Source organism: Sphingomonas sp. PAMC 26605, from assembly GCF_000241485.1.
GTDB lineage: Bacteria > Pseudomonadota > Alphaproteobacteria > Sphingomonadales > Sphingomonadaceae > Sphingomonas.
Genome location: NZ_JH584241.1, coordinates 3,039,606 through 3,052,866 on the forward strand (window position 1 = coordinate 3,039,606; position 13,261 = coordinate 3,052,866).

The following is a 13,261-nucleotide window of genomic DNA, read 5'->3' on the forward strand; positions in this document are numbered from 1 at the left end:
CCCCTCCCCGTGCCGGGGAGGATTTACCATCTCGCGCGCCCAAGCTACTAGTTCGCAGAATGTTCCAGCGAGACCCAGCATGACCGGATTGACGATAGCCCTGGTGGCGATAGCCGCGCTTCTGATCGGGCTCGCGCTCGGCTGGGTGCTCGGCAGCAAGCCGGTCGCCGCCGCGCGCGCCGATTCGGCCGCGCGCGAAGCCGATTTCAAGCGTGCGATCGTCGAGCTCGCCAGCGCCGAGGAGCGCGCGCGCGCCGCCGACCAGCTCCGCGCCGAGCTCGCCACGATCCGTGACGAGCGCGATGTCGCGCGGCTCGAGAATACCGCGCTCAAGACGCACACCGCCGCGTTCGAAAGCCGCCTCGCCGACATGCACGCGACCGCCGAGGCGCGCCAGCGCGCCGAACGCGACACCTATGAGGGCCGCATCGCCGATATCCGCCAGGTCACTGCGGCACGCGAGAAGATGATCACCGACACGCACGCGACGCGCATCGCCGAACTGCTCCACGCCAAGGAACTGCTCGCGACGCAATTCGCCGAAGTCTCGAACAAATTGCTCGCCGACGCGCAGAACGCCTTCCTCAAGCGCGCCGACGAACGCTTCCGCCAGTCGGAGGAGACCGCGGGCGCCAACCTCAAGTCGATGCTCCAGCCGGTCAGCGACCGCCTGCTGCGCTACGAGGAAGCGGTGACCAAGGTCGAGCTCGACCGCGTCAGCGCGTTCGACCAGCTGAAGGGCCAGATCGAGGGCCTCCGCGTCGGCCAGGAGAAGGTGTCGAGCGAGGCCGCCAAGCTCGTCAATTCGCTCCGCAACGCGCCCAAGTCGCGCGGCCGCTGGGGCGAGCAGCAATTGAAGAATGTCCTCGAAACCTGCGGGTTATCCGAACATACCGATTTCCAGACCGAAGTCTCGGTCGCGAGCGGCGACGCCGACGAGCGGGCAGGCGGCCGGCTGCGCCCCGATGCGATCGTCAAGGTCCCCGGCGGTCGCGCGCTGGTGATCGACGCAAAGGTGTCGCTCAACGCGTACCAAGACGCGTTCGGCGCGGTCGACGAGGAGGAACGCGCGAAGGGCCTGGCGCTCCACGCCGCGGCGATGCGCGCGCACGTCAACGGGCTTGGCAACAAGGCCTATTGGAGCCAGTTCGCCGATGCGCCCGATTACGTCATCATGTTCGTGCCGGGCGAGCATTTCCTCTCGGCCGCGCTCGAGCAGGACCCGACGCTGTGGGACTTTGCCTTCGAGAAGCGCGTATTGCTCGCCACGCCGACCAATCTCATCGCGATCGCGCGCACCGTCGCGGCGGTATGGCGTCAGGAGCGGCTGGCGAAAGAGGCGGCCGAGATCGGCAAGCTCGGCAAGGAAATGCACGACCGGCTCGCCAAGGTCGCCGACGATCTGCGCAAGGTCGGCGCGGGGCTCAACAGCGCGGTCAACAATTTCAACAGCTTCTCGAATTCGTTCAACGGCCGCCTGATGGTGACCGGGCGCAAGTTCCGCGACCTCAACATCGAGACCGGCGTGCGTGAGCTCGAGGATGTGTCGCCGGTCGAGGCGCTGGCGCGCTACGACGACACGCCGAAACTGTTGCCGCAATCCGAGGAAAGCGTGGCAGACTAGCGCCCGGCGGGGATCGAGTCGGGGGACGGGACATTCGGCGGGGCGTTTGGATAGCAGTCGCGACGGCCCTGGCCGCGAGCCCCGCGGCAGCCGCGGCGGATGATCCCGCCACCGCGCAAAAGGCTGGCCTCGAGGCCGCATCGACCGCGTTGCTGAAGGGGCAGCCGCAGGTCGCGCTCGATACGGTCGGCCCGGTGATCGCGGCGTTCGAAAAGGCGCAGTCTGGTGAGAAACGGCGATTGTTCTGCGGCATGACGACGGCTCAGACCATCGCCTATATGGGGTTGGCGGCAAGCCAGAAGCAGAACGCCGTCGCGCTCGCGCCCGACTATTGCGACGCGCTGTTCGTCAAGGGCTATGCGCTGGTTGATCTCGGCCGCCTGCCCGAAGCGCGCGCGACCTACCAACGGCTCGTCGAGCTCGCCCCGATGCACGCGCATTTCCTCGCCGAGCTCGGCCAATCGTACCGGCCCGAGCGCAATTGGGCCAAGATGCTCGAGCTGTGCGACCGCGCATCGGGCTATGCCGATCTGTCGGCGCCCGAGCGCGTGACGCAGGAGCACGGCCTGGCGTGGCGCTGCATGGGCTATGCGCTCGTCGAACAGGGCAAGTTCGACGAGGCCGAAGCGCTGTATCGCAAATGCCTCGAGCTCGATCCCAGCGACGCCAAGGCGAAGGGCGAGCTGACCTATATCGCCGAACAGCGTCGCAAGACGACCTAGCGCGCCGCGTCAGTCGCGCGTCTGTTGTCCTAGAACTTCGTAGGCCATTACCGCGGTCGCTACCGCGGCGTTGAGGCTGTCGGCCTTTCCGAGCATCGGAATCTTGACGAGCAGGTCGCATTCGGCGGCATAGCCATCAGGCATGCCCTGCGCTTCGTTGCCGGTGAGCAGGAAGGTCGGCGCGTCATATCGCGCCGACCGGTAGTCGACGCTCGTATCGAGGCTCAAGCCGACGAGCTGACCCGGCCCGCCGCGCAGCCACGGTACGAACGCATCCCATTCGCACTGCACCACGGGAACGGTGAACAGCGCGCCCATGCTCGCGCGCACCGCCTCGACCGAGAAGGGATCGACGCATTCGCCGATCAGGATCAGCCCGCCCGCGCCGACCGCGTCGCCGGTGCGCAGGATCGTCCCAAGATTGCCGGGATCGCGCATCCGCTCGGCTACGAGCCAGATCGCGGCGCTGCTCCGGTCGAGCGAGTCGAGCGCGCGCGCGAATTCGGCAAAGACGCCGACCACGGCTTGCGGATTGTCCTTGCCCGAGAGCTTCGACAGAATGTCGGGCACCGTCTCGATCGCCTCGCCGCCCGCCGCCTCGACCGCCTCGACCAGCGCCAGCACGAGCGGGTGCGCGGCACTGTCGCGCGCGAAGAACAGGTAGTCCGGGATGCGTCCGGCTTCGCGCGCCTCGGTCAGGATCCGCAAGCCCTCGGCGAGGAACAGGCCTTCCTCGCGACGGTGCCGCTTCTCGCGGAGCGAGCGGATGCGCTTGATCAGCGGGTTGGAATAAGCGGTGATTTCGCGGGGCATTGTCTTCTTCTTGCTCCCCTCCCGCAAGCGGGAGGGGGGAAGAAGGCGGATTAATCCTCGCCGAATTTCGCCTCGACCAGCGCGCACAGCGCGCCGACCGCGGTCTCGGCGTGCTCGCCCTCGGCCGAGATCGAGATCGTGTCCCCCATCGCCGCGCCGAGCATCATCAGCCCCATGATCGAGGTTCCCGTCACCGATCCGGCGCCGTCCTTCTCGACCTGCAATTCGCACGGCTGCGCGGCGGCGAGCGTTACGAACTTGGCGCTCGCCCGGGCATGGAGGCCGCGCTTGTTGGTGATCAGCACCGACCGCGTCACCGGCATCAGGCGGCCGCCTCGCCGAGCACTTCGGACGCGACCGAAATATATTTGCGACCCGCCTCGCGCGCGGCGGCGACGGCATCGACGATCTTCATCTTCTTGCGCGCCGATTCGAGCCGGATCAGCATCGGCAGGTTGATCCCCGCGATCACCTCGATCCGCCCACGCTCCATCAGCGAGATCGCGAGGTTCGACGGCGTCCCGCCGAACAGATCGGTCAGCAGAATGACGCCGCGCCCGGTGTCGACTCGCCCGATCGCAGCGGCGATGTCGTTGCGGCGCGCCTCCATGTCGTCGTCGGGGCCGATATTGACCGTGGCGACATGCTCCTGCTTGCCGACCACATGCTCCATCGCCGTCACGAACTCATCGGCCAGCCGGCCGTGGGTCACGAGAACCAGTCCGATCATCGTCCCACCCACTTCATGCAACACGCGCCCCATCGTCCTCAATCTCGTCGGGCGTCCCGTCGCGCGCACCCTCCAACGAGTCTTGCGGTGCAGCGGCGAGATCGCGGTGCGCGACCGTGGGCGAAAATCCTTCGCCGCGCAACCGCGCGCCGACGCGTTCGGCGACATGCACCGAGCGATGTCTCCCTCCGGTACAGCCGAGCGCGATCGTCACGTACGATTTGCCCTCGGCGCGGTAGCGCGGCAGCAGCAGCAGCAGCAGATCCTCGATCTGTGCGAGCGCGGCGCCATACGCCGGATCCTGCGCGATATAGGCCGAAACGTCGGCGTCGAGCCCGGTGCCGGGGCGCAGCTGCGGCACCCAATGCGGGTTGCGCAGGAAGCGCATGTCGAACACCAGATCGGCGTTGCGCGGCAGCCCGCGGGCGAAGCCGAACGACATCACCGACAGCGTCGGCTCGCCCAGCCGCTCGCCTAGTTGTTCGCCCGAAAAGGTCGTGCGGACTTGCTGCGCGAGCTCGTTGGCGGTGAGACTCGTCGTGTCGATCAGCCGGTTGGCCCAGCCGCGCAAGGGGGCAAGCAATTCGCGTTCGCGCGCAATGCCGTCCGACGCAGGCCGATCGAGCGCCAGCGGATGCCGCCGCCGCGTCTCCGAATAGCGCCGCTCGAGCTCGCCGCCCGCGCAATCGAGGAACAGGATGCCGATGTCGTAGCCATGCGCCTCACGCAGCTGCTTGATCCGCTCGACGATCCGCTCGGGATCGAAGTCGCGTGTCCGCGCGCCGATGCCGAGCGCGAGCGGCTGGGCGGAACGCTCGACCCCTTCGGGCAACGGCGCGTTGAGCAAGCGATCGAGCAGCAGCAGCGGGAGATTGTCGACCACCTCCCAGCCGAGATCCTCGAGCGTGCGCAGCACGGTCGATTTTCCCGCGCCCGACATGCCGGTGACGAGCAGGATATCCGTGGGGTCGCGTTTCATAGCGTCTCTCTAACGCCCTCGAGCGCCAATTCCACCTTGATCGGTGCCGAAGCCTCGAACGCATCAAGCGCGACCATGGGCACCGCGACGCCGCCGACATCGGTCGATTCGCCTGGCTCGGGCATGCGCGCCACCGTACCACCAAGCCGTATCACGAGCGCGACCGCAATTTCGGGGATATACGGCATCGTCCGGATGCCGAGCCCACGCACCTCGATTTTCCCCGCGATCGACGCCGGCGGGGCGGCGTGCACCACGCCGGCGATGGTGCGCACTTCGCTGTAATCGTCGCTGACCAGCCGCGCGCCGCGATCGATCAGTCGCAGCGCAAGGTCCGACTTCCCACTCCCCGAAGGACCGAGCAGCATGACGCCATGCCCGCCGATCGCGACGGTCGTGGCGTGGATGCGCAGGCTCATGCGCCGGGGGCCGCTGCGGGCAGGCGGATGACGAAGCGCGCGCCGCTGGCGCCACCGTCGCGCTGCGTCGCGACGATACTGCCCTGATGTGCGTCGACGATCGTCCGCGCGATTGCGAGGCCGAGCCCAGAATGCTTGCCGAACGCCTCGCCCGCGGGCCGCAGCGACTGGAAACGCTGGAACACCTGTTCGCGCGCTTCGGCGGGGACACCGGGTCCTTCATCCTCGATCGCAACGAAGACGACATCCTCGTCGTGCCGCGCAAGGATCGTGATGCGGCCATCGTCGGGCGAAAAGGAGATCGCATTCGCGATGACATTCTCGAGCACGCGCTCGAGCCGCGCGCCGTCGCCGAGCGCGACGAGCGACTCGCCGGCGCGGCGATCGAAGTGCAGGCGGATGCCGCGCTCGACTCCGCGCGCTTCGCGGCTGGCGATCAGCGCGGCGATCATCGCGCCGAGATCGACCGGCTCGAACTTCGCGCGGCTGAGCTGCGCGTCGAGCCGCGACGCCTCGGCGATGTCGGTGATCAGCCGGTCGAGCCGGTGGACGTCGTCACGCACGATTGCGAGGAGGCGTTCCTGCAGCGCCGGGTCCTTGACCATCGCCAGCCCCTCGACCGCCGAGCGCAAGGAGGCGAGCGGGTTCTTCATCTCGTGCGTCACGTCGGCGGCGAACGCCTCGATCGCGTCGATCCGCGCACGCAGCGCGAGGCTCATGTCGGACAGTGCGCGCGCGAGCATCCCGATCTCGTCGCGCCGATCGGGCAGCCGCGGCACGACGACTTCGCGCGCGCGCCCCATCCGCACCCGCACCGCCGACCAGGCGAGTCGCCGCAAGGGTCGCACGATCGTCCGCGCGAGGAACAGCGACAGCAGCACCGAGACGAGGGCGACGACGAACAGCACGATGCTGAGGCGGAAACGCTCGACGCGCACCGTCTGCGTGATGTCGCGCGCGTTGAAGGTCGTCATCACCACGCTGCCGCCGGGCATGGGGGAGGCGGCGGTGATCACCGGCGTGCGATCGGGCGCGCGCCACACCGTCGCGGCGACGGTCGGCGCCGCGCGCACGGTGCGCACGTCGGGCCAGGCGAGCCCGTTGCTGCGCTCACGGTACAGCGGCGCGCGCGGTGTGCCGACCACGGTGTCGATCCCGGCGTCGAGGAAACGCGCCGCGCCCTGGCTCCAATCCTGCTTGTCGGGATCCTGCAGCACGAAATTGCGCAAGCCCAGCGCGCGCGTGTCGATGATCAGTTTCGCGTCGGCATCGTAGATCCGGATCCAGCTGCCCATGTCGCGCGCGAGCTTGACCGCGAGATCGGGACGCTGCGCGGTCGGCACCGCGACCACCGCCTCGGCGATCAGCCGCGCCTCGCGGATCGATTGCGTGACGCGCCCGTCGACGATCCGGCTGCGGTACGAATCGAGATAGAAGAAGCCGCCCGCGAGCATCGCCAGCGCAAACACGTTGACGAACAGGATTCGCGGCGTGAGCGAGACGCGCGCCGACCAGCGCAGCGACAGCGCGCGCGCATCCTCGTCACCCGCATCGCGGGGCAGCGCCGCGATGCGCGACGAGTCAGTCTTCGGAAAAGCGATAGCCCGCTCCATACAGCGTCTCGATCGCATCGAATTCGGGGTCGACCTGGCGGAATTTCCGCCGGACGCGCTTGATATGGCTGTCGATCGTGCGGTCGTCGACATAGATGTCGTCGTGATACGCCGCATCCATCAGCTGGTTGCGCGTCTTGACGATCCCCGGCCGCTGCGCGAGCGTTTCGAGGATCAGGAACTCGGTCACCGTCAGCACGACGGTCTCGCCACCCCAGGTGACGCGGTGCCGCGCGGTGTCCATCGCCAGACGCCCGCGCGTGAGCGACGTTTCCGCGGCCGCGTCCTCCCCGGCCGGTCCGCTCGCCGAGACTTCGGTCCGGCGCAGGATCGCCCGGATCCGGGCGATCAGCAGGCGCTGCGAGAAAGGCTTGGCGATATAATCGTCGGCCCCCATCGCGAGCCCGAGCGCCTCGTCGAGCTCGTCGTCCTTCGAGGTGAGGAAGATCACCGGGATCATGCTCTTCTCGCGCAGCCGGCGCAGCAGCTCGAGCCCGTCCATTCGCGGCATCTTGATGTCGAGGATCGCGATGTCGGGCGGATTGTCGACCAGCGCCTTCAGCGCCGTCTCGCCGTCCGAATAGAGCCGCGTGACGAAGCCTTCGGCCTGCAGCGCGATCGAAACCGATGTGAGGATGTTGCGGTCGTCGTCGACCAGCGCGATCGTAGCCGTCATCGGCGGGGGCATTCCTTGATCATTCTGCAGGCGGTCTAACCCATTAGGCGGCCAGCCTCAACGCAAGCTGAACGGCGCGATTTGACCGCCGCGCGGCGCGTCGATATGCGCCGCATACAGCAACGCGAGGTCAAAATGACCCGCATGGGACATAGGAGACCCACCACGTGAGCAATCGCATCCCCGCCGCCGGCCTCGAATCGCAAGGCATCGAGACGCGCGCCAATCTGCACTGGAACCTCGTCACCGCCCGGCTGATTCAGGCCGCGGTCGCGCGGAACGAGGGCAAGCTCTCCGCTGACGGTCCGCTGGTGGTCGAGACCGGCGCGCATACCGGCCGCTCGGCGCAGGACAAGTTCATCGTCCGCGACGCCGAGACCGAATCGACCGTATGGTGGGGCAAGAGCAACAAGGCAATGAGCCCGGAGCATTTCGCTGTCCTCAAGGCCGATTTCCTGTCCGCGCTGCAGGACAAGGAGGATCTGTTCGTCCAGGATCTGTTCGGCGGCTCGCAGCCCGAGCACCGCGTCCAGGTCCGCGTGATCAACGAGCTCGCCTGGCACAACAGCTTCATCCGCACGATGCTGGTCCGCCCCGACGAAGACCAGCTCCGCGACTTCGTCCCCGACTACACGATCATCGATCTGCCGAGCTTCCGCGCCTCGCCCGAGCGCCACGGCTGCCGCAGCGAGACCGTGATCGCGGTCAATTTCACCGACAAGCTCATCCTGATCGGCGGCACGCGCTATGCCGGCGAGATGAAGAAGTCGGTGTTCAGCCTGCTCAACTATCTGCTACCGCCGACCGGGGTGATGCCGATGCACTGCTCGGCCAATATGGGCCCCGACGGCGACACCGCGGTGTTCTTCGGCCTGTCGGGCACCGGCAAGACGACGCTCAGCGCCGACGCCAGCCGCACGCTGATCGGTGACGACGAGCATGGCTGGTCCGACACCGCGGTGTTCAACTTCGAGGGCGGTTGCTACGCCAAGATGATCCGTCTCTCGGCCGATGCCGAGCCCGAGATCTTCGCCACCACCAAGCGCTTCGGCACGATCCTCGAGAACGTCGTGATCGATCCGGTCACGCGCCAGCTCGACCTCGACGACGCCAGCCTCGCCGAGAACAGCCGCGGCGCCTACCCGATCGACTTCATCCCCAATGCGTCCGAAAAGAACATGGGGCCGGTGCCGCGCAACATCGTGATGCTGACCGCGGACGCCTACGGCATCTTGCCGCCGATCGCCAAGCTCACCCCCGAACAGGCGATGTACCACTTCCTCTCAGGCTACACCGCGCGCGTCGCGGGCACCGAGATCGGCGTGACCGAGCCCGACGCGACCTTCTCGACTTGCTTCGGCGCGCCGTTCATGGCGCGCCATCCCTCGGTCTACGGCAATCTGCTCAAGAGCCGGATCGCCAAGGGCGGGGTCGATTGCTGGCTCGTCAACACCGGCTGGACCGGCGGCAAATACGGCACGGGCAGCCGCATGCCGATCAAGGCGACCCGCGCGCTGCTCAATGCAGCGCTCGACGGCAGCCTCAACGATGCCGAATTCCGCACCGACCCGAACTTCGGTTTCAAGGTGCCCGTCGCGGTCCCCGGCGTCGACAGCGCGATCCTCGATCCGCGCGCGACCTGGGCCGACAAGGACGCTTATGACGCCACGGCGGCAAAGCTGGTCGATCTGTTCGTCGAAAACTTCGCGCAATTCGCCGACCATGTCGACGAAGGCGTGCGACAATCCGCACCCAAAGTCGCCGCCGCCGCCTGACCCGCCCGGTCGTTGGATCGGGCACCGCATTGGAGCCCGATCCGATGACCGATCTGCCCTTCCGCCCCTTTCCCGACGACGCCGCGATCCGGCGCGTGGGGAAGGGGCTGCTCGACCGAACCTTGCCGCGCGCCGACTGGACGCACGAGGCGCATCTCGCCGCGACCATCTGGCTCGTCCGCGAACGTCCCGAGATCGATATCGATGCGCAGATCGCGACGATCATCTCGCGGTACAACGCGGCCGTCGGCGGGGTGAACGACGACAGCCAGGGCTATCACGACACGATCACGCGCGCCTATCTCGCCGGCGTACGTGCGCATCTCGCCGCGCGCGATCCGGGGGAGCCGCTGGCCGAATGCGTCAACGCGCTGCTCGCCAGCCCCGCCGGGCAGCGCGACTGGCCGCTGCGTTTCTATACCCGCGACCGGCTGTTCTGCGTCGCCGCGCGACGCGCTTTCGTCGCGCCCGATCTCGCGCCGCTTCCCGCGCCATGCTAGCTTGGCGACCGACTGTTTCGAGGAAAGGACGTCCCATGGGATTGCTTGACGGATTGCTCAGCCAGGTTTCGGACAATCCCGAGATCAAGAACCTCGCCGCCAAGGTCGGGCTGTCGCCCGAGCAAGTGCTGTCGGCGGTGCAGGCGCTCGGTGTCGCGCATCCCGCGCCCGGCGACACGGTCGCGACCGCCGCGCAGGACACCGGCCTGTCGCCCGCGATCCTCCAGCAGATCGTCGAGCATATCGGCGGCGAAGGCGCGCTCGGCAGCTTCGCCGGACAGCTCGCGCAGCAGGGCGGGGTGCTCGGGCAGCTCGGTGGCCTGGCCGAAGGAATCTTCGGGAAGAAGTGAACCGGGCCGCGTCGGTCGCGGCGCGACCGCCCGTCTTGCGCGGGTGGGTCGCGATCGAGGCGCTCGACCGCTCGACGATCGAGCGCGGCACAGCGGCGCGACCGCGGCGTCGCTGACACCGATGGCACTCTGCGATCGACCCCGTCCGCCGTCACCCTCGCGAAAGCGAGGGTCCCGCTTCTCCTTGACGCGCCGAATAGAAGCGCGATCCCCGCTTTCGCGGGGATGACGGATGGGTGCGGGGCGGGCGACCCCGACCCATTCTGCGAGACGGCGCCGCTGCAAGAGAAGGCTGATTCGCGCAGAGGCGCAGGGGCGCAGAGGCGCAGAGCGGCTCGCTTCCTCTTCTGCTTCTCTCCGCGTCTCCGCGTCTCCGCGAGAATACAATTCTTGTTCACGCGGAGACGCGGAGACGCGGAGAAGAAGACCTAGCCGTACCGGACCGGCCCAAAGCCGAACGGCCGGACGATGCTGCCCCCGTCACCCTCGCGAAAGCGAGGGTCCCGCTTCTGCTCGGCGCCAAATAGGAGCGGGATCCCTGCCTTCGCGGAGATGACGGATGGGGGAGGGAATGCCGGTCCCCGTGCACCCCCTCCGCGTCCTCCGCGCCTCTGCGCCTCTGCGCGAACCACCCTTCTTCGCCTCGCAACGATCCGAAGCGCCCGACCGCGCCTCACCCCAATTCGACCCGCAGGACGCTCCCGTCCGCCCCGACGATCCGCACGCTCGCGCCGACCGCCGCATCGGGCCCGATCGCGGTCCAAGCGCCATCGCCGACCGTCACGCGGCCCTCGCCATCGACGATCGCCTCGCACACCAGCACGCGCCGACCGATCAGCCGCGCCGCACGATCGTTGAGCGCCGGTTCCGACGCAGTGGAGGCGAGCCCGCGATACCAGCGCCGCCCGATCGCCACCGCGCCCGCGGTCAGCCCGGCGAACACCAGCGCCTGCAGCACGATCGGCACATCGGGCGCGATCAGGACCAGCAGCCCGGTCACCGCCGCGCCCGCGCCGAGGAACACCAGGAAAAACCCCGGGACCAGCATCTCGGCAATGACCAAAGCGAGCGCCGCCGCCCACCACAGCGCCCCGATGCTCCACGCAATCCCGAACAGCATCACGCCGCGGGCTCCTCGAACGGCCCGCGCCGCGGCTTGACCGCCGGCGCGGCGCCGGGCGACCCGACGATCGCCTCGCGCGCGAGCTCACCGATCCCGCCGAGCGTCCCCATCAGCTGCGTAGCCTCCACGGGGAAGAGGATCGTCTTGGCATTGGGCGAGGTCGCGAACTTGCCGATCGCCTCGACATATTTCTGCGCGATGAAATAGTTGATCGCCTGGACGCTGCCGCCCTCGATCGCGTCGGACACCGCCTTGGTCGCGCTCGCCTCTGCCTCGGCCGCGCGCTCGCGCGCCTCGGCGTCGCGGAACGCCGATTCGCGGCGCCCTTCGGCCTCGAGGATCTGCGACTGTTTCTGGCCCTCGGCGCGGTTGATCGCGTTCTGGCGCGCCGCTTCCGACTCGAGAATCGTCGCGCGCTTCTCGCGCTCGGCCTTCATCTGGCGCGTCATCGCGTTGACGATGTCGGCGGGCGGGCGAATGTCCTTCAGCTCGACGCGTGTGATCTTGACGCCCCAGCTCTCGGTCGCGTGATCGACCACCATCAGGAGGCGCGTGTTGATCTCGTCGCGCTTCGACAGCGTCTCGTCGAGATCCATCGAGCCCATCACGGTGCGCAAATTGGTCGTCGCGAGCTGCATGATCGCAAGATACAGGTCGCTCACCTCATACGCCGCCTTGGCCGCATCGAGCACCTGGAAGAACACCACGCCGTCGACCGCGACCATCGCATTGTCCTTGGTGATGATCTCCTGGCCGGGAATGTCGAGCACCTGCTCCATCATGTTCACTTTCCGGCCGACCTGGTCGAACAGCGGCACGATGAAGGTGAGCCCGGGTTTCGCGACCGCGGTGAACTTGCCGAAGCGTTCGATCGTGTACTGATAGCCTTGGCGGACGACCTTCATGCCGAGCATGAGGTAGAGCAGGACGACCGCGACGAGCAGGCCGGCGATGATGAGTGCCATTGGATGCGTACCCCGGTGCGCGGCCGCGGGGGCGGGCGCGATGGTACAGGTTTAGCAGGTTGGGAGTTGGGTGGTAGGGGGAACCATGTCGAATTCCCGTGGAACGCATGGCAATTGCGTGTCATTCCAGCGCAATGACAAGGTTTTTGCTCCCGCCGGACATCGCTGAGCTAATTGCAGCCCGTAATAAGGTTCGTGACCATTACGCGAACAAGCTCCGGTCTTGGGGAAGTACGGCGGAGCTTCGATTCACTCTGGACGGCAATCTGATCGGCGATCTTGGTGAAGCGCTTGCGCTGGACCTGTTCGACATACAACTTATTGAGACAAGGTCGACCGAAGCGATTGATGGATTTGCGGCAGATGGTCGCTCGATTTAAGTGAAGGCCACCGGAACCGGACGCGGGCCAGCCTTTCGCCCAACCGAAACCCGCGCTGACCACCTTCTGTTTTTCGACCTCGATCTTGAGAGCGGGACCGGAGAAATTGTTTTTAACGGTCCCGAACATTACGCAGTCGCCATGTTACCCAAGGCTTTTGCCGGACAACGATTGCTCACTCGTGGTCAAATTCGTGCGGCTAACGCCCTTGTCCCGTCCGACGAACGACTGGTCATGCGAAATTAGCGTCAATCCGGGAGCGACGATTTCGATTTCCTACATGATTTGTTCGTGCTATGTTCTAATTCGCTCTTTGAACTGTTCAACCCCTTATCCTCGCGATGCTGCGGCCCTCCCTCTGCGCAATGCACTGGGCGTGGGGAAGTGGGCACCCTCAGTGCGATACCTTCTCTTTCGTTATTAGTGCAAAATCGGAAACGATCGAAAAAGTGAACACCACGTCTTGGGGTCAATCGAGTCAACCGAGTCACGGTTCGTCGCACGGGGCTCGCGCTCTTCTTCTTGCCCCTCCCCTTCAGGGGAGGGGTAGGGGGTGGGGCCTCTCCGCGAATCCCACGGCAGAGTTGAGGCA

At 67.0% G+C, this 13,261-nt stretch carries 14 protein-coding genes and 1 pseudogene; 6 read left to right on the forward strand and 9 right to left on the reverse strand.

The window, feature by feature from the left end:
* Positions 1-79: 79 nt before the first annotated feature.
* Entirely contained in the window at positions 80-1,624 is a 1,545-nt protein-coding gene (locus RH90_RS14130; protein ID WP_029625331.1) for a DNA recombination protein RmuC, read from the forward strand.
* A gap of 149 nt (positions 1,625-1,773) precedes the next feature.
* Complete coding sequence (locus RH90_RS14135) at positions 1,774-2,346, forward strand: tetratricopeptide repeat protein (protein WP_010186391.1); 573 nt, start codon at positions 1,774-1,776, stop codon at positions 2,344-2,346.
* 9 nt (positions 2,347-2,355) lie between these two features.
* On the opposite strand, the gene RH90_RS14140 is transcribed toward RH90_RS14135, so the two are convergent.
* Genes RH90_RS14140 through RH90_RS14170 form a run of 7 tightly spaced genes read right to left on the reverse strand, consistent with a single transcriptional unit; the run spans position 2,356 to position 7,576 of the window.
* Complete coding sequence (locus tag RH90_RS14140; RefSeq protein WP_010186392.1) at positions 2,356-3,159, reverse strand: TrmH family RNA methyltransferase; 804 nt, start codon at positions 3,157-3,159, stop codon at positions 2,356-2,358.
* Between the two features lie 50 nt (positions 3,160-3,209).
* A complete protein-coding gene (locus tag RH90_RS14145; protein ID WP_010186394.1) occupies positions 3,210-3,482 on the reverse strand; it encodes an HPr family phosphocarrier protein in 273 nt (90 codons plus the stop codon).
* Positions 3,482-3,889 (reverse strand): PTS sugar transporter subunit IIA, encoded by a 408-nt coding sequence (locus RH90_RS14150; RefSeq protein WP_010186395.1) that lies wholly within the window; start codon positions 3,887-3,889, stop codon positions 3,482-3,484. The genes RH90_RS14145 and RH90_RS14150 overlap by 1 nt, the downstream gene beginning before the upstream one ends.
* Before the next feature lie 13 nt (positions 3,890-3,902).
* Complete coding sequence (rapZ, locus tag RH90_RS14155; RefSeq protein ID WP_010186396.1) at positions 3,903-4,868, reverse strand: RNase adapter RapZ; 966 nt, start codon at positions 4,866-4,868, stop codon at positions 3,903-3,905.
* Positions 4,865-5,287, reverse strand: a complete 423-nt coding sequence (locus tag RH90_RS14160) for an HPr kinase/phosphorylase (RefSeq protein WP_010186397.1) — start codon at positions 5,285-5,287, stop codon at positions 4,865-4,867. The genes rapZ and RH90_RS14160 overlap by 4 nt, the downstream gene beginning before the upstream one ends.
* Entirely contained in the window at positions 5,284-6,900 is a 1,617-nt protein-coding gene (locus RH90_RS14165; protein ID WP_010186398.1) for a sensor histidine kinase, read from the reverse strand. The genes RH90_RS14160 and RH90_RS14165 overlap by 4 nt, the downstream gene beginning before the upstream one ends.
* Positions 6,869-7,576, reverse strand: coding sequence for a response regulator transcription factor (locus tag RH90_RS14170; protein ID WP_010186399.1), 708 nt, complete (start codon positions 7,574-7,576; stop codon positions 6,869-6,871). Before RH90_RS14170 ends, RH90_RS14165 begins: the two co-directional genes overlap by 32 nt.
* Before the next feature lie 167 nt (positions 7,577-7,743).
* On the opposite strand from RH90_RS14170, the gene RH90_RS14175 reads away from it, so the two are divergent.
* Genes RH90_RS14175 through RH90_RS14185 form a run of 3 tightly spaced genes read left to right on the forward strand, consistent with a single transcriptional unit; the run spans position 7,744 to position 10,201 of the window.
* The gene (locus RH90_RS14175) at positions 7,744-9,351 is read left to right on the forward strand and encodes a phosphoenolpyruvate carboxykinase (RefSeq protein ID WP_010186401.1); all 1,608 of its coding nucleotides are present in this window, start codon (positions 7,744-7,746) and stop codon (positions 9,349-9,351) included.
* Positions 9,352-9,395: 44 nt separating this feature from the next.
* A complete protein-coding gene (locus tag RH90_RS14180; protein WP_010186402.1) occupies positions 9,396-9,851 on the forward strand; it encodes a hypothetical protein in 456 nt (151 codons plus the stop codon).
* A gap of 35 nt (positions 9,852-9,886) precedes the next feature.
* Positions 9,887-10,201, forward strand: a complete 315-nt coding sequence (locus RH90_RS14185) for a hypothetical protein (protein WP_010186403.1) — start codon at positions 9,887-9,889, stop codon at positions 10,199-10,201.
* A 673-nt stretch (positions 10,202-10,874) separates the two neighbouring features.
* Here RH90_RS14185 and RH90_RS14190 read toward each other — a convergent pair.
* Both RH90_RS14190 and RH90_RS14195 read right to left on the reverse strand, forming a co-directional pair.
* Complete coding sequence (locus RH90_RS14190) at positions 10,875-11,321, reverse strand: NfeD family protein (RefSeq protein ID WP_010186406.1); 447 nt, start codon at positions 11,319-11,321, stop codon at positions 10,875-10,877.
* A complete protein-coding gene (locus tag RH90_RS14195) occupies positions 11,321-12,289 on the reverse strand; it encodes an SPFH domain-containing protein (protein ID WP_010186407.1) in 969 nt (322 codons plus the stop codon). Before RH90_RS14195 ends, RH90_RS14190 begins: the two co-directional genes overlap by 1 nt.
* A gap of 134 nt (positions 12,290-12,423) precedes the next feature.
* Between RH90_RS14195 and RH90_RS24775 the strand changes: the two are divergent.
* Positions 12,424-12,915: pseudogene (locus tag RH90_RS24775) on the forward strand (DUF6998 domain-containing protein).
* The last annotated feature ends 346 nt before the right edge of the window (positions 12,916-13,261 follow it).